A 20,616-nucleotide genomic window follows, 5' to 3' on the forward strand; every position below is an offset into this window, starting at 1 on the left:
TTGACGCCGTGCCTGACGGAACAGAGCATTGCTGCATAGTGGTAACAGGCCCTAAACCATGCGCATGGGCGGAAGGATCCTTCCGGCATAGCCGGCATACATCACTATTATGCTGGTTGCCGGTTCGTATAAAGATGGAAGTGGCAAAGTCGTCTGTTATCCTGGACAAAAACTCACATAGTACATATGGACTACTTCGATATCAGTGACAAGGGCTTTGTGCCTACGATTTTGTTGTGCTTCTTGCTGGGCACGTTTGGGGTTCATCGTTTTTATGTGGGCAAGGTCGGTACCGGTCTCCTGATGCTTTTTACCCTTGGAGGACTGGGTGTCTGGACACTGGTTGATTTGATCCTGATTATCTGCGGGAAATTTTCCGATGCGGACGGTGCATGGATTAAAATGACCTGAATGGGGCAGTAATCCGCATTGTGACCGCCTCACAATGCCGGTAGGTCAATTCTCATTCCGGGCCATGCAGGTCGATTTGCACACACATACCACCTGTTCCGACGGGAAATGCACTCCTGCCGAACTGGTGCAAAAGCTGCAGGCATGCGGATTGCGCGGCCTGGCCATTACGGATCACGACACGATCGCGGCGTGGCAGGAAGCCCGTCCCGTGGCGGATCGACTGGGAATCGAATTGATTCCCGGCGTTGAACTCAGCGTCAGCATGGGTCGTATGAGGATGCATGTGCTGGGGTATTGTTTCGATCCGGCGAATGAGCGGCTGAACGAGCAATTCGCCACGTTGCAGAAGCAGCGGAAAGATCGCATGTTTGCGATACTTGATCGCCTGAATGCACTGGGCGCGCCGCTCGATCCCGCGGACGTATTGAACCGGGCAGGTAATGGATCGGTGGGGCGTCCTCATGTGGCGCAGGCGCTTGCGGATGCAGGCCATGTGACGTCGTACAGAGAGGCGTTCAGACGTTATTTGCATGATGAGGGTCCGGCGTATGTGCCGAAGCCGCCGTTTACGGCCCGGGAGGGCATTGCCTTGTTGCACGCCGCAGGCGGGGTAGCCGTCCTTGCGCATCCGGGGCTGGGCATACAGGTCGACATGATCACCAGGCTCGTGGAGCTTGGGCTGGACGGGATCGAGACCGTGCATCCTTGTCATACGCGCGTCATGACATTCGAGTATGAATATCTTGCCGAAAAACTTGGGCTCATTCAGACAGGAGGATCGGATTATCATGGGTTGCACAAGGACGAAGCACGGAATTTGCTTCGGTACAGCGTTCCGTACGATCGGTTGGAGTCGATGCGCCGGGTGGCGGCGTAACATTAACATTCCCCTTCCCATGCAGGATGGCGATTGCCGCGCACTCGCCTGCAGACGTTGACACTTCCTTTTTTCGAGAAAAGCCGTGCCCGAAATCCTTACAGGTTCGCATGATGCCGGGAAGGCCCGCTTCGGCGTAGTCGTCAGCCGTTTCAACGAACCGGTTACGGAGCGCCTGCTCGCGGGAGCGCTCGAGGCGCTTGAAGCCCACGGAGCGGATATGGATCAGATTACCGTAGCGTGGTGCCCCGGAGCCGTGGAGATTCCACTCGTTGCCCGGAAATTGGCAGGAACCGGATCGTATGATGCGATTATTTGTATTGGGGCCGTCATTCGCGGTGAAACGCCCCATTTTGACGTCGTATGTCATGCGGCGTCGGATGGTACGGCGAGAATCGCGCTCGAAATGGGCCTGCCGATTATTTTCGGTGTGCTTACGACGGATACGGCCGAACAGGCGCTTGCACGATCCGGAGGGAACAAGGGAAACAAGGGTACCGACGCTGCTGTTGCGGCGATTGAAATGGTCAACCTGTTGCGCAAAATCGAGCGGCGATGACCTTGCGCCGCCATTTTACCGATTATTGCGTTCAAACAGGCCGGCTTTTCGCGCGGCAGTGTGTCCTGTTTGGTTTCCTGTTTCCTGTTCGGGAGTTCGACATGCGTTGCTTTTTCTCTTTTTGCCTGGCGGCACTTCTGGCCGGTTCCGCGTCTGCACAGGATCACCGCTGGCAGGCGCACACATCTTTTCGGCAAGTTACGGACGTGGCATCGCATGGCGAAGCGGTGTGGGCCGCCACAACTGGGGGCGTATTCCGTTATGAAGTCAGATCCGGAGCGTTTTCGACGTATAGTCCCAGCGAAGGCCTCCACGGTGTGGAAGTACAGGCCATTACTGTAGATCCCCTGAATAATGTCATTTGGATCGGCTATCAGGACGGCGTACTGGACCGGCTGGACCCGGAGACAGGCGTCGTAAAAGCGTATTTCGACATTGCGCGCGCTGAGCAGTTTTCGTCGCGGCAGATCAACAAGGTTGTAGTGCGCGGGGATTCCGTGTTTGCAGCGACATCGTTTGGGGTCGTTGTTTTCGACCCGGTCCGGAACGAGGTGCGCGATACGTACAGCAAGCTGGGCTCGCTTGTGGCAGGTACGGAAGTGTTTGATCTGACCTTCGCCCCGGGGCAGGATGGCGAGCCGGCCATCTGGCTGGCTACGAACGCAGGAGTGGCGTACGCATCCCTGCAATCCTTCAACCTGAGCGATCCTGCCGAATGGACGGTTGAGGCAGCGGGGCTTCCGGTCAGGGAGTTGCGAGCGATCGCCTGGTTTGAAGGCGCGATATATGCCGGGACCACCCGGGACCTGACGCGCCGGTCGGACAGCGGCGTCTATGTTCCGCTCGGAGTAACCACCCATGGCATTCGGGATATGGAAGTTCTTTCGGATCGGATGGTGGGAGTAGGGCGATTCGCTCCGTTTGTCGTATCCGGCGAACAGGGTCGCAAGATATCCATGGAAACGTATCAGGATCCGGTGAGCCTTGTTACAGGTCCGGACGGAAATGTATGGATCGGCGATACTCAGGGCGGCCTGATCGCCATGGCGCCCCCGGAGATTTCCGACCGGACCGCAGAGGTCATTCTGTCCGAAGTGTATCCTGACGGACCGCGCGACAACCTGTTTTCGGACCTGCAGGTGGATGGCGACGGGAATCTCTGGGTGATTGGTTTTCGGGATAACGAGAGCGGCTTTTATCGCTTCGCCGCCGACGGCGATTGGACGAATTATGTGCGCCGGGTATTTCCCGAATTGTTTACCACGTACGATCGCCTGCATGTGGATGCTCGCGGACATGCCTGGATAGGTTCCTCCGGGAACAGTTTGGCGGAGGTGTCGGCTTCCGGGACGATACGCCCCTGGGACGCCGGCAATTCGTCTTTACTGCCGGCTGCCGGCACGGACAATTATATCATTGTGGGCGGTATCGCCGACGACCAGGATGGCAGGGTATGGGTCACGAACCCGGCCTCTATTGCGCCGATACACTTCTACGAGCCGGAGAGCGAGACATGGACGGCCATTCCCCGTATACAGTGCGGGGGTTTCTCCACAGTCCGCGCGGCTTTTGATCGCATCTATATCGATACGTTCGACCAGCAATGGATCATCGTGATCGATCTCGCGAATCTGAGACGAGTGCTTGGGCTGCTTGTCCTGGACGTGAATGAAACTCCTGCCTCGATTAATGACGATACCTGCCGGTTCTTCAATGAGGAGGGGGGGCTCGGGCAGGGCCTGCCGGGTACGACGGTGACTTCCGTCGTCGAGGGTCGGGACGGTATTGTGTGGATAGGTACGGACAAGGGACTTGCTTTCGTGATCAACAACGGGGTCGTGGCTGAAGACGCCAATGCCGTGCCTGTTTGGCCGCAGTTCGCGGATCGTGCGGAGGGGACGTATGTGCTGAACGGTATTTTCGTGAACGACCTGGCGGTAGATCCGGCGGGTCGATTATGGGTGGCGACGAACGAAGGGGTCACGGTCATACGCCAGGCCGAAGGGGGCTATGAGGTGGTTGAACGTTTCTCCGCCGATAATTCGCCGCTTTTTTCGGACACGGTGGTTGCTCTTGCCATCGACCCGATATCAGGCAGAGTATATCTGGCTACCGATCAGGGTTTGATGAGTTATGAAGGGGGCGCCATTGCGCCTGTGGAACAGGTTGGGGAGATCAAGGTTTATCCGAACCCGGTTTATATGGAGTCGGATGCCGCCGTGTCGGTCTTCATAGAGGGACTTGTAGAGGCCACTGCACTGCGGGTCGTCACGCTCACCGGGGAAGTGGTGGCGCGTTTGCAAACGCGAGGAGGGCGGGTCAGGTGGGATGGCCGGGATATGCAGGGCCGTATGGTTCCGTCGGGTATGTATCTCGTCATTGCTGTTGGCGAGAGCGGCGAAGGGACGGCTTACGGAAAAATGGCCGTGATTCGCTGATACATATGGTGACCGTAGCTCAGTCGGTTAGAGCGCCAGGTTGTGGCCCTGGAGGTCGTGGGTTCAATTCCCATCGGTCACCCCGCATGAATATATGCCGCGTTCGTCTAGGGGTCCAGGACGCCGGCCTTTCACGCCGGTAACACGGGTTCAAATCCCGTACGCGGTACCACGTCACGCTGCATAGTGGTAACAGGCCCTAAAGGTTTTTGCCATGTCGTTTAATGATCTGTCCCGCTTGCACACGGTCGTAAGCGACCTGTTTTCCGGCATGGATCCGGAGACGCACCGCCTGACCGCCGAGCAGGTCGCCGTTTTTAGCGAGAAGGGGTATGTGTCCGGAATTAGTCTTCTTAATGACGAACAGATCGAAGCGCTTCGGGCAGAATTACAGGAGTTTTTCGACCCGGGTCACGAGGGGCATGAGCTCTGGCACGAATACCATACCAACGAGTCCGGTGACCCGGACAACGTGTTGTTTCATGCCCTTGGCGCCTGGCGGATTCGCCCGGGATTTCATGACGCCTTGTGGAATCCGGCGTTTACCGTACCGGCGGCCCAGCTTCTTGCCGGTCCGGTCCGGTTCTGGCACGACCAGCTTTTTTGCAAACCCGCCCGACATGGCGGGGTGGTGGCATGGCATCAGGATTATTCGTATTGGACCCGCACACAGCCCCTGTCGCATCTCACCTGCTGGATCGGCCTCGACGACGCCACGGTTGATAACGGATGCATCTGCTACATTCCGGGGAGCCACGAATGGGAACTGCTTCCGATCACGGGGCTGGCGAACGACATGGAAGCTATTTTTCAAGTCCTGACCGAGGAGCAGAAGGAAGCGTTCAATCCTGTTTCGATAGAACTCAAGGCCGGGGAGGCGACCTTTCATCATCCCCTGATGGTGCATGGTTCCCATGCGAACCGGACGGCTCGCCCTCGGCGCGCCATGGTCATCAATGTAGTTCGGGACGGAGTGCACTCTGCTACCGACGAGCCGCTTCTCGACGGCGTCCCGACTATTGGTAAAGGCAAGGCGCTGGACGGCCAATTCTTTCCCCTTTTGTACGATCCTTCCAACCCATGAAACGCATCGTATCCGCATTGCTCGTCGCGCTTGCGGCGTTTATTTCGTTTGCTCCTGCCTATGGTCAGGAGGCCGCCCCGCTGCGGCTCGCCCTTGCCCGCCTTACGCAAGACCATGTGTCCTGGGTATTCAATCGCCCCGACAAGACGGACATCGAAATTGTCGGCGCGTACGAGCCAAACGCCGCGTTGCGGGAGCGATTCATTGAGCGATACGATCTGGACCCGGGCCTTTTCTTTACGGACCTGGAGGACATGCTCGACGAGGCGGCTCCAGAAGCTGTTGCGGCTTTCGGTTCCATTGCCGAGCATGTAGAGGTGGTGGAGGCAGCGGCGCCGCGCGGCGTCCATGTCATGGTGGAGAAGCCGCTGGCGTTCGCCATGGAGGACGCGCTTCGCATGCGCGCCCTGGCCGAGCAGCACGACATTCATGTGATCACCAACTACGAAACGAGCTGGTATCCTTCCATGTACGCGGCGCAGGAAGCTATTGCGGACAGCGCGTTGGGCCCTGTTCGGAAAATGGTCATTCGGGACGGACATCAGGGGCCCGCGGAGATTGGAGTGAGCGCAGAATTTCTGGAATGGCTCACCGATCCGGCGTATAACGGCGGCGGGGCGCTTATCGATTTCGGGTGCTACGGGGCCAACCTTGCGACCTGGTTGATGGGGGGCGAACCGCCCCGGACGGTAACCGCCGTGACGCAACAGATCAAGCCGGACATCTACCCGCAGGTGGACGACGAGGCCACGATCCTGTTGACCTGGCCGCATGCGCAGGCGATCATTCAGGCCTCCTGGAACTGGCCGTTCAACCGCAAGGATATGCATGTCTACGGTCGAACGGGGTATCTTTTTGCGCCGCACGGGACGGAATTGCGCATCCGGCGGGAAGGCGACGCCGGGGAGCGCGTACATCGTCTGGAGCCGCGGCCCGCTCCGCTCGACGATCCGTTCAGCTATCTGGCCGCCGTGGTGCGCGGCGAGGTACAGGTTTCCGGCACCGACCTTTCTTCCCTGGAGAACAATGTAACCGTGGTGCGCATTCTCGACGCCGCCCGCGAGTCCGCCCGTACGGGCCGAACGGTGGTGTTGGAGTAGGGGAGGGTTACGATGATGAGGGGGTGCTTCAGACTGCCTGTCTGTTTTTTTCTTCTGCTGCTCCTTGCTGCGCCTGTGCATGGGCAAGATCAGGCGGTCGAGTCATCGACTGGGGATAGCGCATTACAGCTTGAGGAGCCGTTTCCGGCCCTCCGCTTCACCCGCCCCGTGGATTTTCAGGCGCCGGGCGACGGTTCCGATCGGATCTTCGTGGTCGAGCAGGCCGGGGTCATAAAGGTTTTCGATAACAGTCCCGGTACCGCCTCCACCAAAGTTTTTCTGGATATAAGGGGCCGGGTTCGCGATCAGGGCAACGAAGAGGGGCTGCTGGGTCTTGCGTTTCACCCGGCATTCGCCGCGAACGGATATTTCTTCGTGGATTATACGGCGTCCAATCCCCGGCGGACCGTGGTGGCTCGTTACAGTGTGGATCCGAACGATCCCGATCGCGCGCTGCCGGGAAGCGAGGCGGTCATTCTCGAAGTAGCCCAGCCGTACAGCAATCATAATGCGGGGCAAATCGTGTTCGGCCCCGACGGGTATCTGTATGTAACCATGGGCGATGGCGGCAGCGGCGGCGATCCGCAAGAACACGGCGAAAACCCCGCCACCTTGCTGGGTTCCATTCTGCGCATCGATGTAGACGGAGGTTCGCCGTACGCCATTCCCTCGGACAATCCTTTTGCGGGCAACACGGAGGGCTATCGCGAGGAGATTTATGCGTATGGCCTGCGCAACCCCTGGCGGATCAGTTTCGACCCGTCGACCGGCCGTTTGTGGGCTGCCGATGTCGGGCAGAACCTGTACGAGGAAGTGAACATTATCGAGAAAGGGGCGAATTACGGATGGGATATCATGGAGGGGCTGCATTGTTATGAGCCGGCTACGGGTTGTGATCGGACAGGGCTGACATTGCCTGTATGGGAATACTCGCACGATCTCGGCATTTCGATCACGGGCGGTTTCGTATACCGGGGCACGTTGGTTTCCTCGCTGGAGGGCCGGTATGTGTTCGCCGACTACGGAACGGGTCGTATCTGGGCGCTTGCCTGGGACGGCGCCACCGCACAGGTGGAGGAGATTATGGACACCAGCCTTGCCATCTCGTCTTTTGGGGTTGATGAGCAGCAGGAACTGTACGCACTGGCTTTCGACGGCAGGATATACCGGTTTGCGGAAATGTCTCTTCCGGGTACGAGCGCGGAAAGCGAGGAGTTGCCTGCCGAGGCAGTGCTTCTGGGCAACTATCCGAATCCGTTCAATCCGGAGACGACCATACGGTATGCATTGCCACGATCAGGCAAGGTGCGTCTCGCGGTGTACGATTTGCTCGGGCACGAAGTGGCGGTGCTTGTCGATACGGTGGAACCCGCAGGGCATCACGCAGTGCGTTTCGACGGCGACGATGTGCCAAGCGGTTCATACGTGTACCGTTTACGGGTCGGGGAGAAAGTCATTGCACGCACCATGACGCTGGTCAAGTGAATCGGTGTCCCGGTTCCGGGGTGAAAAGTCTCCTTGTAGCCGAAATTCTGCGTACCTTCAAGGTCTGTGCAGTTGTCCGGTCCATACATTGGGATACTCTGATCAAGACCACTTCGCTCAGCGCTTCACGTTTGTGCGTGAAGCGCCCTTCGGGAGGCAGAGAGGGGCACGCTGGCCGCGTCATTCCTCATTATGTGGGGCCTGCCACACTGCTTCGTCATTCCTTGCCAGCGCACCCCTTTCAGCCTCTGAGCTTTGCGGACTTAATCAGAGTATCCCATGGCCTCGACCCTGAAAATGTCTCTACATAACTCCGTCCATTCTTTCGTTTTGTGCTCCAGGATGCCGATCTGCTGCCTTGTCTTGCTGTTTCTTGGCGCTTCCGCATGTGGCCTGGGTGAGTTCGCGGATCCGGAACCTGTACCAGAAGAAGGCGAACTACAGCTTGAGGAGCCGTTTCCGGCGCTCCGTTTCACCCGTCCTGTGGATTTCCAGATACCGGGGGACGGCTCCGGCCGTATCTTCGTGGTCGAGCAGGCGGGGGTCATCAAGGTTTTCGATAATCGCTCCGATATCGGTTCCGCTGACACCTTTCTCGATATAAAGGACCGGGTTCGCGACCAGGGCAACGAAGAGGGATTGCTGGGTCTTGCATTTCACCCGGAGTTCGCCACGAACGGCTATTTCTTCGTGGATTACACCGCTTCCGATCCCCGGCGGACCGTGGTGGCCCGTTACAGCGTGGACCCGAATGATCCCGATCGCGCGCTGCCGGGAAGCGAGACGGTCATTCTCGAGGTAGCCCAGCCGTACGGCAATCATAATGCGGGGCAGATCGTGTTCGGCCCCGGTGATGGATATCTCTATGTAACCCTCGGGGACGGCGGCAGCGCCGGAGATCCGCAAGACAACAGCCAGGACCCCACTACCTTGCTGGGGGCCATCCTGCGCATCGATGTGGATGGGGAGTCGCCGTACGCGATTCCTCCGGACAATCCCTTTGCGGGCAACACGGAGGGCTATCGCGAGGAGATTTATGCGTATGGGCTGCGCAATCCCTGGCGGATCAGTTTCGACCTGCCGACCGGCCGTTTGTGGGCTGCCGATGTCGGGCAGCACCGGTATGAGGAAGTGCACATCATTGAGGCGGGGAAGAATTACGGATGGGACATCATTGAGGGGATGCACTGTTATGAGCCGAGTACGGGCTGTGACCAGGAAGGGCTGGAGCCTCCCGTGTGGGAATACTCGCACGATTTCGGTATTTCGATCACGGGCGGTTTCGTGTACCACGGAGATCTGGCGCCCTCGCTGGCGGGCCGGTATGTGTTCGCCGACTATGGAACGGGGCGCATCTGGGCGCTTGCATGGGACGGCGCCGAGGCGGAGGTAGAGGAGATTATGAACACCAGCCTTGCTATCTCGTCCTTTGGAGTCGATGCGCAGCAGGAACTGTACGCACTGGCTTTCAACGGCAGGATATACCGGTTCACGGAGCAATCTCCCGATCCGTAAGTTGCACCTGTACGCATGTTGCCCGCCGAGCCGGGCATGCGTATTATGCAGGGCATGTATCCTTGAGGGCCAACGCCGTGACTTCCTATCGCCTTTTCCCCGTATCGCACACGCTTCGTCGAATTGCTCTTCTTGCGCTGATCCCCATCGTTTGGGGCTGCGGCTCTTCTTCCGAAGGGTCGGGGGAAGACGGTGCGACATCATCTCTCGAAATTGCTGTCGTGCCCAAGGGCACCACCCATGAGTTCTGGAAGGCCATCCATGCCGGCGCAGAGAAAGCGGCTGTCGAATTCGGCGTGGATGTGATCTGGCAGGGACCGCAGAAGGAAGACGATCGCCAATTGCAGATTCAGGTGGTCCAAAACTTGATCAGCCGGGGCGTGGATGCTATTGTGCTGGCGCCTCTCGATTCCCGCAGCATGGCGCGTCCGGTAGAGGCCGCCGTCGCCCGGGGCATTCCGGTGGTCGTCATTGATTCCGGACTGGAATCGGAAGCCCAATCCAGTTTCATTGCTTCGAACAACTACGAAGGGGGCAGGATAGGCGGGCAGTATCTTGCCGAAGCGATCGGCGGGGAAGGTAAAGTGGTGCTGTTGCGTTATCAGGAAGGGTCCGCAAGCACCACGAACCGGGAGCGCGGCTTCCTCGACGCACTGAACGAGTATGCCCCGGACGCCGAGTTGCTTATCGATAACATGTATGCGGGCGCCACAATGGCCAAGGCGCTTCAGGTCTCCCAGAATATTCTCAACCGCTTCCCGGAAATCGACGCCATCTTTACTCCCAACGAATCCGCCACGCAAGGTATGCTGCGCGCACTGGAAACGTCGGGGCGCGCAGGCGAGGTGATGCTGGTAGGGTTCGATGTCAACCAGATCCTGCTGGACGCCATGCGGGACGGGAAGTTGCACGGACTGGTGGTGCAGGACCCTGTAGGCATGGGGTACGAAGGCGTTAAGGCCGCGGTGTCCATTGTGCAGGGGGAAACCATCCCGGAACGGATGGATACGCGCACCATTCTTGTGACTCCCTACAACATAGACGACGCCGACATTCAGGAGTTGCTGCATCCCGACTTTGAACGCTGGCTCGGCAACTAACCGCCTTCCGGCGTGCTCCATGTCATCTCCCGTGCTTCGCCTTGAGGGCATCCGAAAATCGTTCGGCCCTGTGCATGCGCTCCGGGGCGTGGACCTGAACGTACGGGCGGGCGAAGTGCATGCGCTGGTAGGCGAGAACGGCGCCGGGAAAAGCACGCTCATGAAGATACTGAGCGGCGCATACCAGCCCGATGCGGGAAGCATGACCTTGTACGGCGAGCCGTATGCGCCGGCCAATCCGCTGGACGGGCGCGATGCCGGCATCAGCATGATTTACCAGGAACTCGTGCTGGCGCCGCATCTGACTGTCGAGGAGAATGTGACTCTGGGCGCCGAACATGCGCGCCGCGGATGGATTCGCCCCCGCACTCGTGAAGTAGAACAGGTCCTGAGAGATCTTGGACAGCAGGGGATTGCGCCCGATGTCAGGGTAAGCGATCTGAGCATAGGCAAGAAGCAACTGGTCGAAATTGCCCGGGCGCTGCTCTTCGATGCCCGTATCGTGGTCATGGACGAACCCACGAGTTCCCTGGCTGCCGATGACACGCAAGCGTTGTTCGAGGCCATTGGCCGGATGAAAGAGCAGGGACTCGCTGTCATTTACATCAGCCATTTCCTCGAAGAAGTGCAGGAGGTGTGCGATTGCTACACCGTGCTGCGCGACGGAGAAATGATTTCCACCGGACGGGTCGCCGACACGTCCATCCCCCGCATTATAGAAGATATGGTGGGGCGGTCGGTGGATGAACTTTTTCCCTCCAGCCACCACGAGATCGGCGATCCGCTGCTGGATGTCTCCGATTTGCAGGGGAGGCAGGGACTTCCCGACGGGGTTCACTTTACGCTGCATCGCGGGGAAATCATGGGTATTTCCGGGTTGGTGGGCGCCGGGCGTTCCGAGATGGTGCGGACGCTTTTCGGGCTGGAGCCGGCCAGGGACGGCACGCTGTCCATCAGGGGCCATGATGCGCTGCGCGTTGCCTGGATGACTCCGCGGGCTGCGCTCGATCAGGGGTTGGACCTTTTGAGCGAAAACCGGAAGGAGGAGGGGCTGGCGCTCAATCTGTCCCTGGTTTTCAATCTGACCTTATCCGATCTGCGGCGCTACAGCCGGGCCGGGTTTCTGCAACTGGCCAGGGAACGCCGCGACGGAGCGCACTGGATTGATGTCCTGCGCATCCGAACCGGCTCCATCGAGCAGCGGGCCGACGAACTTTCGGGCGGAAACCAGCAGAAAGTGTGTCTGGCGCGCCTTCTGCAGCAGGACAATGATATTCTTTTCCTGGACGAACCGACCCGGGGTATCGATATCGGCAGCAAGGCCGAGATATACAAGCTCGTCCACCGTCTTGCCGAGCAGGGCAAGGCCATCGTGATGATCAGTTCGTACCTGCCCGAACTGCTGGGCGTATGCGACACGCTGGGGGTCATGCACAAGGGGCGGCTCTCGACCGTGCGCCCTATCCATGAATGGACGGAACACCGTATTATGCAATTCGCCACATCCGGACACGACGCATGACGAAGAAACGGGATTACAAGGCCATGTTGTCGGAGCTCGGTCCCTTTCTCGGGCTGATCTTCGTATTCGTGTTGTTCACCATCCTGACGCCGTCCGCCTTCACGTCGTTCTATAATATCAAGACAATCCTGACGCAGAGCGTTATCATCGGGATTGCGGCGTACGGCACCACGTTCATTATCGTTTCGGAGGGCATCGATCTGAGCGTTGGTTCGCAGATTGCTCTGACGACGGTTATCGTGGCTACGGTGCTTAACCTGCCCGCGAGCGATCCGGGGCTTTTCTACCCGTTGCTGGCGCTGGCCGCCGGCGTGCTGGCCTGCACGGGAGTGGGCGCCTTCAACGGGTTCATCATCACGAAATTCCGCATCGTGCCCTTCATCGTCACGCTGGGAACGATGCAGATCGTGCGCGGCCTGGCCAAGTGGATCGGCAAGGAACAGACCGTCGCCACGCCGTCCAACTGGCTGACGAACCTCATGTTGATCGACCCCTCGCCGTCGTGGCTCATCTTCGGGCCCGGGGTGTGGCTTACGCTTGTGTTGCTTTTCGTTTCGGCGGTCCTGTTGAAGTATACCGTCCTGGGGCGGTATACCTTCGCTATCGGGTCCAACGAGCAGACGGCCCGCCTCTGCGGCATCAAGGTGGATCGCATGAAGATCGTGATCTACGCGCTGGGCGGCCTGTTGACCGGCATTGCCGGCGTCATGCAGTACAGCTACCTCACGGTCGGGGACCCGACGACCGCCGTGGGGCTGGAACTGGATATCATTGCCGCCGTGGTCATCGGGGGCGGTTCCCTGAGCGGCGGGGAAGGAAGCGTAGTGGGGTCCATTTTCGGGGCGCTTATCATGGCTGTCCTGCGCAACGGAAGCAACATGCTGGGCTTGCCGAATTACGTGCAGGAGATCATTATCGGCACCATCATTGTCGGAGCCGTACTGGTCGACCAGCAGAAACACCGGTTGCGGGCCGCGGGGTAAGGTAGCCGCCTACACCAGCACTTCTCCCGTCATTTCCTCGGGTATCGGTTCGCCGAGGATGGCAAGGATGGTGGGGGCCACGTCGCCGAGTTTGCCGTCGCGGATGGGGCCGTCGAATCCCTCCCGGACGATAAGATGGGGCACGAGCGCCGTCGTGTGCGCCGTATGCGGGCTGCCGTCCGGGTTCCGCATCCGGTCGGCGTTCCCGTGATCGGCGATGACACTCACCGAATAGCCGTGCGCGATCGCTGCTTCGATGACCACCCGCGCCGCGGCGTCCACCGCCTCGACCGCTTTGACCGCCGCCTCGAAATCCCCCGTGTGACCGACCATATCCGGATTGGCGAAATTCAGGCACACGAAGTTGTACTTCTCTTCGGCGAGCGCCTCGGCGGCCCGGCGGGCTATTCCAGCGGCACTCATTTCCGGTTGCAGATCGTAGGTAGCCACCTTCGGGGAAGGCACCAGAATCCGGTCTTCTCCCTCGAAGGTTTCTTCGCGCCCTCCACTGAAGAAATAGGTGACGTGCGCGTATTTCTCCGTTTCCGCAATGCGCAACTGGGCTCCTCCCTGCGCCGCAATGACTTCGCCAAGCGTACGGCGCAGATTCACTTTCGGAAAAGCGACCGGCAGGTCGAAGGTTTCGTCGTAGGGCGAGAACAGGGTAAAGCACAGGTCCGAAAGCGGCGCCCGGTCGAAGCCGTCGAATTCCGGATCGGTGAAGGCGCGGGTCATTTGCCGGGCCCGGTCGCCCCGGAAATTGTAGAAAATGACGGCATCGCCACTTTGCACGCGGGAAGGCGGCCCATCGCTCTGAATCAGCGAAACTTCCACGAATTCATCCGTGACCCCATCCTGGTAGCTGGCCTGCAGGGCCGATGCAGCGTCGGCGAATGCCTTGCCCTCTCCATGCACAAGCAGGTCGTATGCCTGTTTGATCCGTTCCCAGCGCCGGTCGCGGTCCATTGCATAGTAGCGCCCCACGACCGATGCGATCCGGCCCGCGCCGATTTCCCGCGCGTTTTCCTCGAAATCACGCGCGTACCCGAGGCCGCCGTGCGGGTCGGTGTCGCGGCCGTCCGTAAAGGCATGGACGCACACCCGGTCTCCGGTCAATCCCTGTTGCGCGGCAAGGCGCAGCAAGGCATACAGATGGCCCAGGGAGGAATGCACGCCGCCATCCGAAAACAGCCCCATAAGATGCAGCCGCGAATCCCTTTCGGCGGCATGGCGCACGGCTGCAAGCAAGGCCTCGTTTTCGAAGAAATCGCCGTCCTCGATCGCCTTGTCGATGCGCGTAATTTCCTGGTAGACCACCCGGCCCGCCCCGAGATTCATGTGACCCACTTCAGAGTTTCCCATCTGCCCGTCAGGTAGACCCACCGGCCTACCTGATGCTTCGAGACGGGCATGAGGCCATGCGGCGAAAAGCTCGTCAAGGAACGGTTTCCGGGCATGGTCGATAGCGCTCACCGAGGTGTCCTCGGCAATGCCGTAGCCATCCAGAATAACCAGTATGTGGCGCTTCCTGTGATCCACTTTGTTGTATACCCTGTTGTTTATACCCTGAAATCCCTGACTTTCCGGGCTGTAGCCCCTGTCTTACTGTAAAATACGTTCATAGAGCCGCAATGCGGGCAGCACAACTGCTCGGTTCCGTAGCGATCCGTTTGCAGATCGGGCTTGTCGAAGTAGCGGCGCCGCGTCTTGCAATAGTATTTCCCGCGCGCGGGATCCAGGCCGTCCAGCGGTCCGGGAAGCCGGCTTGTTTCCTCGAAGTAACGGCACGCGTCCGAAACCGCGCATGTATCGCAGGATGGGGCGCGGGCCGTACAGGTGTATCGGCCGTGGAGAATGAGCAGGTGATGGGCCTCGCCCCAGACCGATTCGGGGATGATCCGCTTCAGGCCCTGCTCGACCTTCAGCGGCGTATCCGCGTTATGTACGAGCCCGATCCGGTTGGCCACCCGAAACACATGCGTATCGACAGGCAGCGCGGCCCGGTCGAACGCCACGGAAGCCACCACTTGCGCCGTCTTGCGGCCCACCCCTTGCAGGGTCATCAATTCGCCCACGGTGTTTGGAATGTGCCCATCGTAGGCTTCCACGACGCGGCGGGCCATCGCCACGAGATGCTTCGCCTTGTTGTTCGGAAACGAAATGGACTGAATCACGGGAAACACTTCTTCGGGTTCGGCTTCGGCCATGCGGCGCACGTCCGGGAAGGCTTCGAACAGGGTGGGCGTTACCATATTAACACGCGCATCCGTACACTGAGCCGAAAGGATGACGGCCACAATGAGTTCGTAAGGATTCTCGTGCGACAATTCCGTTTCGGGCCGCGCAATGACTTTGCGCAGTCCGGATAGGACACGATTGGCGCGTTCGGTGCGGTTCATGAATCGGTTACAGAGACGTCCTAAAAACATCCGGCAGGAAAACAACCTGCCCGCAAGATCGTATCGGCGTTCGCCGGGCGTATTTCCTTTCCATGCGCGGAAACATACCTGTCCTTTCAGCCGGATGCCACACTTCGCCGGAATTTTATGGCTTGCGGTCGCCTTTGCGGCGGCGTTTCCTGTCCGGGCTTTCCAGGAGCCCGCGCCCGGCGCCGATGCGCGCGGGGCGGCGCCTATCGCTGCCTCCCCGGATACCTTGCAGGAAGAAACCGGCGAACAGGGCATGCATGTGTCGCTCCTGACGATTCTGCCCGGCTCCGAGATATACTCGCTCTGGGGGCATAGCGCCCTGCGCATTACGGACCCGCTGTATGGCCTTGATTTTACCTACAACTATGGCACGTTCGATTTCGAGACCGGTAATTTCGTGCTCAAATTCCTGCATGGCAATCTCGACTATACTCTTTCCATGCAGCGCTTCGAGGCGGTCCGCCGGGCGTACCGTGCCCAGGGGCGTCCCATCATCGAGCAGATACTCGATCTCACGCCTTCTCAGCAGCGACGCCTCGTGGACCTGCTTGCCATCAACATGCGCCCGGAAAACCGGCGGTACCGCTACCATTTCCTGTTCGACAATTGCAGTACGCGCATCCGGGATGTGCTGGAAGCGGCGCTTGGGGATGAAACCCTGCATGCCGCGGAGCTTCCGGACGACGCCCAAACCTTCCGCGAACTTATCGAGCCGTATCAGCGCGCGGTTCCTTTTCTGGATGCAGGGGTCGATGTGCTGCTCGGCGCTCCCGTGGACCGGCCCGCGGACGGGCGCGAGATCATGTTTCTGCCCGAAGATCTCATGCATGCCTTCGACCGGGCGCGCATAGGGGCGGGAGAGGATACCCGTCCGCTTGTCGTTCGCACCGATACGCTGTTGTGGATAGACGGATATGATACGGAAAGAGCGTCTTTCCCTTGGGAGGCGGTGGCAGCATGGCTGCTTTTTGCCGGAGGCCTGGCGCTGACGCTTCGACGCCCCGGCGTGATACGGGCGCTCGATGTACCGCTTTTTCTGGCGATAGGGGTGACAGGTCTGCTGATCGCCTATCTCTGGTTCGTTTCGCACCACGACGTCACCAACGCGAACCGTCATCTCTTTTGGGCATGGCCCACGCATGTGCTGGCGGCAGGAATACTTCTTGTCCGCCCTGCGCCGTCCCGCGCTATCGCGGTATACCTCGCTGCAGCTGCGGCAGCGATAGGGATTTCGGTCCTGGTGTCCCCGTTTGTGGCGCAGCCGTTTTCTTCCGTATTCCTTCCGGTAGCGCTGCTTGCGGCGGTACGGGGGGGAGGGATTGCGTTGCCGGAACTCGCCGGCGGCTTACAGCGCGGCAGGAAGGGGTAATGCTGCAACGGATCCGTTGGCAACAGATCCGCTGGCAACAGATCCATTGCGAGCAGAATTCTCCGAGGTCATTCGGGCTACTCAGGCGCCTACTCCCTACCACACCTCTATCTCAACGGGCATTTTCGCCTGTACCGTACCGGCGTCGCGGGCGTGCGTGGCCAGAGCGCGGGCATGTTCCATCAGTTCCCGCTCGGCGGGAGATCGGGTCCATTGCAACCATGCCGCCCTGCTTTTGACGAGCAGCAGATCGTTGAACGCCTCGAAAGGCGTTTTCGGACGCGGCAGAATGCGCAACCGCCAGGGGCCTTCGCCCAGTTCCGTTTTTCCAGCCGCGACCGCAATCGCGTCTTTCAACGTACCCAGCGAATCCACCAGACCAATATCCAGCGCATCCTCGCCGGACCACACGCGGCCCTCTGCAATCTCCCGCACCGCGGCCTCGTCCAGCCCGCGATTCGTCGCCACGAGGTCGATGAACGCATCGTACAGATCGTCCACCCAGACCTGCATCATTTCCCGTTCCCGGGGACTGAACGGCCGGACCCCGGACAGCATGTCCGCATACGGACTCGTTTGCACGCCGTCCGTCGTGATGCCCAGTTTGTTTTCGAACGTGTTCCCAAGATTGAGGAACATCGCGAAGACGCCGATGGAGCCGGTCACGGTGATCGGATCGGCCAGGATGGTTTCGCCCGCCGTCGCGATCCAGTAGCCTCCCGAAGCCGCCACATTGCCCATGGAGATAACCACCGGTTTTTCTTCTGCCGTACGATGAATAGCCTGCCACATGGTCTCGGACGCCGACGCGGATCCGCCGGGAGAATTGATACGCACGACCACGGCCTTCACGAAGTCGCTTTCCCTCGCTTCACGCATGTCGCGCGCGAAGCTTTCCGATCCGAGGACGGTTCCACTGAAGGGATTGCCCGGAATGCTTTTCCCGTTCAGGATCACCCCCTCGGCGTACACGACGGCTATTTCGCCCTCGCTGTTTGTTGAAAGGCCCGCTTCGGAATTCGGAGTCGATGCATACGATCCGAGCGACATCGTTTGCAGGTCCTCCTCCGCGTCATGGCCAAGGCGTTGCTTGATGAGTTCCACGACCTCGTCGTGGTAGAGCAGTCCGTCGAGCAGTCCGGCCTCATGGGCCTCCTTCGCCGAGAAGATAGCTTTCCGGTTTACGAGTTCGTCGAGCGCTTCGAAAGTGGTACCCCGGCTTTCGGCTACCGCATTCAGAAACGTCTCGTTGTAGGAGTTCAGCAGTGCGGTAAGCTGCTCTTCGTTTTCAGGCGAGAGGTCCCGGCGCATGTACGGCTCGACGGCGGATTTGAACGTGCCTGCCCGGACGATTTGCGGCTCGACATCGAGTTTTTCATACAGCCCGGTATAGAAGTACGTCTTCATCGAAAAGCCATTGAATTCGAACATGGCTTCCTGCGAGGCGAAGACGCTGTCGGCGGCGGACACCAGATAGTAGGTCGATTCGGACATCATGTAATCGTTGCTCGAAGCGAAAATCGGTTTGCCGCTTTCCCGGAATCGCAGCAGAGCCTTACGCACCTCTTGTGAGCTGGCGCTCAGCCCCGAAAATCCCTTGACCCGGATCCACAGGGCGTCGATACGTTCGTCGCCGGCCGCTTTGTCGATCGCATCCGTGATATCCATCAGGTTGTAATTCGATTGGTTGCCGACGAGCTGATCTATCGGATTCGTGGAGGAGGTTTCGGGGATGGAACCGGTAAGATCGAATGTGAGCACCGTGCCGGTGCGGACACTCGGCGTGGTGCCGGACATCGTCGAAACGGCGAGCAGAAAGAACATGCCGATCACGAAGAGCAGGCCGCTGGCGACCAGCATGCCCAGTGCGGCGGCAGCCATGTTGGAAAGGAAGCGCATAGCGAATCGGAAGAATGACAGGGTCAGGAAAGAATGGGGACAGGAATATTTCCGAAAAATACGACGGCGCGGGTTGTTTTATACCCATTTATGCCCGGTAGCGTCGAAAGATGCCGGTTTATTCCGTATAGGAGTTTTTGAAATGTCTTCGACCGGTACAGGTCCCGGAAATAGGAGTTTTTGAAATATCTGCGATCAATCAGGCCCGCCACCGCTACTCCTTATCCTGCCGGACCGTGTTTCCGTTCTGTCCGATTGCGGATGGAAAGAGCACTTTGTATTCTGCGTGAATTATGGATACCGTTTTCCGATACCATATCCCGGAACTGCATCCGCTTGCCGTCCACTTTCCCATAGCACTCCTGGCCGCGGCGGCGCTGGCGGCGCTTGTCTGGATGGGGTGGGGCGCTCCCTTTTGGCGCCGCGTCACATGGTTGCTCACCACGCTGGGCATGGCGGGCGCCCTTTTCGCTTGGTTTACGGGCGATTCCATGCAGGAGCAGGCGGAAGGCGTTCCTATCGTGGACGAATTGGTAGGCCTCCACGAACAGATGGCGTTGTATGCGCTGATCGCAGCCATTCTGGCCTCCGGGGCGTTGGGATTACTGACCTGGATGGGACGCGCGGGCCAATTCGAAGGCAGCCGTTTTGCGGGCATGAACCCGGATCGTCTTTCGTACCGCCTCGGAGCGGGTTTTCTGGTGCTTGCTGCGGCGGCGCTGGTTGCCTGGGCCGGTCACATTGGCGCAACCATGGTGTGGGGCGTTTCCGGGTAATTGTCGGGTTGATCGCCTGGCGCCACCCACTATCCATTGCCCGCTTTTCTCTGTCGCCCGCTGTGCAGTGTATTCTGACTGCTGTCTGTCCGCCCATCCCAAATCAGGGCTTCGCAAACATCCTTTTCCCTTTTGCGTTCCTATATGCTTTGTGTCCAAGCAAGAGAACCCTGAAAAAAGCGGTCGCAATACGCCTTGAACCAGAACAGCAAACATACCGTGGAGGAACCGGCGGGAGACGGCGGTTTGCCGCCCGAAACGGAAGGATCCGGCGAGGCCGGAGAAGCATCCGTGGAAGAAATACCTGCCACGGAGGAAGAAACCCCTGAAGCGCTTGCCGCCACCGTCGAAGCCTTGCGCGGGCGCCTCGAAGCCGCAGAAGATCGGTTTTTGCGCAAGGAAGCCGAATTCAGGAATTACCGGCGCCGGACCGAGGAAGAAAAAGTCATCCTGACGGGTCTTGGAAAACGCCTCGTGATCCAGCGGTTTCTGGATGTACTGGATGATTTCGGACGTTCTCTGGAAGCCGCTGAACAGGTGGAGGCGCAGCAGGAGGAAAAACCCGGCCCGGTATACTATGCGCTGAAGGAAGGATTCGAGCTGGTGCACCGGAAGATCATGGACGAATTGGCGAAAGAACAGGTCGAGCCCATCGAGGCGCTTGGGCAACCGTTCGACGAGGAGTTGCACGAGGCGGTGATGCAGCAGGAAGTCGAAGGGACGGCGCCCGGTATCGTCGTGGGCGAAGCGCAGAAAGGGTATCGCATGGGCGACCACATTCTTCGTCACAGCAAGGTCGTGGTGTCCGCCTGAACGCGTGACGGGCGGCGGCTCCCCGGGTTTCGGCTACCCGCTGCATCGTCTTTCCATCGTCTTTTGCGTACCCTGTTCTTGCCCCGCCAATCCGCCGCGCCCGCTACATACTGTTCGTCCCTGTCAACTGCCTCCGCTCGTTTTCCTGTGTTTACCCCGTTTTATTCTGCCACCTTGACAGATTTGCCCGTTTTTTGAAGATGCGGCAGGATTTTTGCGGGTCCCTTTTGCACGACGAGCAGGAACATGCCGG

Annotated in this window: 16 protein-coding genes, 2 tRNA genes and 1 pseudogene; 16 read left to right on the top strand and 3 right to left on the bottom strand. The window is 59.3% G+C overall.

What is annotated here, in order from left to right:
- The first annotated feature begins 186 nt into the window (after window positions 1-186).
- The 13 genes and pseudogenes from F4Y00_02440 (at window position 187) to F4Y00_02500 (ending at window position 13,077) form a co-directional block, all read left to right on the top strand.
- Window positions 187-411, top strand: a complete 225-nt coding sequence (locus F4Y00_02440) for a TM2 domain-containing protein (GenBank protein MYE03820.1) — start codon at window positions 187-189, stop codon at window positions 409-411.
- A 34-nt stretch (window positions 412-445) separates the two neighbouring features.
- Window positions 446-1,291, top strand: coding sequence for a PHP domain-containing protein (locus F4Y00_02445; protein ID MYE03821.1), 846 nt, complete (start codon window positions 446-448; stop codon window positions 1,289-1,291).
- Between the two features lie 94 nt (window positions 1,292-1,385).
- The gene (locus F4Y00_02450; protein ID MYE03822.1) at window positions 1,386-1,850 is read left to right on the top strand and encodes a 6,7-dimethyl-8-ribityllumazine synthase; all 465 of its coding nucleotides are present in this window, start codon (window positions 1,386-1,388) and stop codon (window positions 1,848-1,850) included.
- Window positions 1,847-4,288, top strand: a complete 2,442-nt coding sequence (locus F4Y00_02455; GenBank protein ID MYE03823.1) for a regulator — start codon at window positions 1,847-1,849, stop codon at window positions 4,286-4,288. The genes F4Y00_02450 and F4Y00_02455 overlap by 4 nt, the downstream gene beginning before the upstream one ends.
- A gap of 8 nt (window positions 4,289-4,296) precedes the next feature.
- A tRNA-His gene (locus F4Y00_02460) sits at window positions 4,297-4,370 on the top strand.
- Window positions 4,371-4,384: 14 nt separating this feature from the next.
- Window positions 4,385-4,460 (top strand) — tRNA-Glu (locus F4Y00_02465).
- Between the two features lie 42 nt (window positions 4,461-4,502).
- On the top strand, window positions 4,503-5,372 hold the full coding sequence (locus F4Y00_02470) for a phytanoyl-CoA dioxygenase family protein (GenBank protein ID MYE03824.1): 870 nt from the start codon (window positions 4,503-4,505) through the stop codon (window positions 5,370-5,372).
- Window positions 5,369-6,472, top strand: a complete 1,104-nt coding sequence (locus F4Y00_02475; protein ID MYE03825.1) for a Gfo/Idh/MocA family oxidoreductase — start codon at window positions 5,369-5,371, stop codon at window positions 6,470-6,472. Before F4Y00_02470 ends, F4Y00_02475 begins: the two co-directional genes overlap by 4 nt.
- Window positions 6,473-6,487: 15 nt before the next feature.
- A pseudogene (locus F4Y00_02480) lies at window positions 6,488-7,645 on the top strand (PQQ-dependent sugar dehydrogenase).
- A gap of 654 nt (window positions 7,646-8,299) precedes the next feature.
- A complete protein-coding gene (locus tag F4Y00_02485) occupies window positions 8,300-9,472 on the top strand; it encodes a PQQ-dependent sugar dehydrogenase (protein MYE03826.1) in 1,173 nt (390 codons plus the stop codon).
- Window positions 9,325-10,572 carry an ABC transporter substrate-binding protein gene (locus F4Y00_02490; GenBank protein ID MYE03827.1) on the top strand — a complete coding sequence of 416 codons (1,248 nt, stop codon included), beginning with the start codon at window positions 9,325-9,327 and terminating at the stop codon, window positions 10,570-10,572. Before F4Y00_02485 ends, F4Y00_02490 begins: the two co-directional genes overlap by 148 nt.
- Window positions 10,573-10,591: 19 nt before the next feature.
- Window positions 10,592-12,094 (top strand): sugar ABC transporter ATP-binding protein, encoded by a 1,503-nt coding sequence (locus F4Y00_02495; GenBank protein MYE03828.1) that lies wholly within the window; start codon window positions 10,592-10,594, stop codon window positions 12,092-12,094.
- Window positions 12,091-13,077 carry an ABC transporter permease gene (locus F4Y00_02500; protein ID MYE03829.1) on the top strand — a complete coding sequence of 329 codons (987 nt, stop codon included), beginning with the start codon at window positions 12,091-12,093 and terminating at the stop codon, window positions 13,075-13,077. Before F4Y00_02495 ends, F4Y00_02500 begins: the two co-directional genes overlap by 4 nt.
- Before the next feature lie 9 nt (window positions 13,078-13,086).
- Here F4Y00_02500 and F4Y00_02505 read toward each other — a convergent pair whose 3' ends face one another.
- Complete coding sequence (locus tag F4Y00_02505; protein ID MYE03830.1) at window positions 13,087-14,616, bottom strand: 2,3-bisphosphoglycerate-independent phosphoglycerate mutase; 1,530 nt, start codon at window positions 14,614-14,616, stop codon at window positions 13,087-13,089.
- A 20-nt stretch (window positions 14,617-14,636) separates the two neighbouring features.
- Complete coding sequence (nth, locus tag F4Y00_02510) at window positions 14,637-15,476, bottom strand: endonuclease III (protein ID MYE03831.1); 840 nt, start codon at window positions 15,474-15,476, stop codon at window positions 14,637-14,639.
- On the opposite strand from nth, the gene F4Y00_02515 reads away from it, so the two are divergent.
- On the top strand, window positions 15,424-16,875 hold the full coding sequence (locus F4Y00_02515; protein ID MYE03832.1) for a DUF4105 domain-containing protein: 1,452 nt from the start codon (window positions 15,424-15,426) through the stop codon (window positions 16,873-16,875). The genes nth and F4Y00_02515 overlap by 53 nt on opposite strands.
- Before the next feature lie 96 nt (window positions 16,876-16,971).
- Here the strand turns inward: F4Y00_02515 and sppA are convergent, their stop codons facing one another.
- Window positions 16,972-18,774 carry a signal peptide peptidase SppA gene (gene sppA, locus F4Y00_02520; GenBank protein MYE03833.1) on the bottom strand — a complete coding sequence of 601 codons (1,803 nt, stop codon included), beginning with the start codon at window positions 18,772-18,774 and terminating at the stop codon, window positions 16,972-16,974.
- A 293-nt stretch (window positions 18,775-19,067) separates the two neighbouring features.
- On the opposite strand from sppA, the gene F4Y00_02525 reads away from it, so the two are divergent.
- Window positions 19,068-19,550, top strand: a complete 483-nt coding sequence (locus F4Y00_02525; GenBank protein ID MYE03834.1) for a hypothetical protein — start codon at window positions 19,068-19,070, stop codon at window positions 19,548-19,550.
- 246 nt (window positions 19,551-19,796) lie between these two features.
- A complete protein-coding gene (locus F4Y00_02530; GenBank protein ID MYE03835.1) occupies window positions 19,797-20,363 on the top strand; it encodes a nucleotide exchange factor GrpE in 567 nt (188 codons plus the stop codon).
- Window positions 20,364-20,616: the final 253 nt, after the last annotated feature.

The sequence above is a fragment of the Bacteroidetes bacterium SB0662_bin_6 genome, assembly GCA_009839485.1.
Taxonomy (GTDB): Bacteria; Bacteroidota; Rhodothermia; order Rhodothermales; family VXPQ01; genus VXPQ01.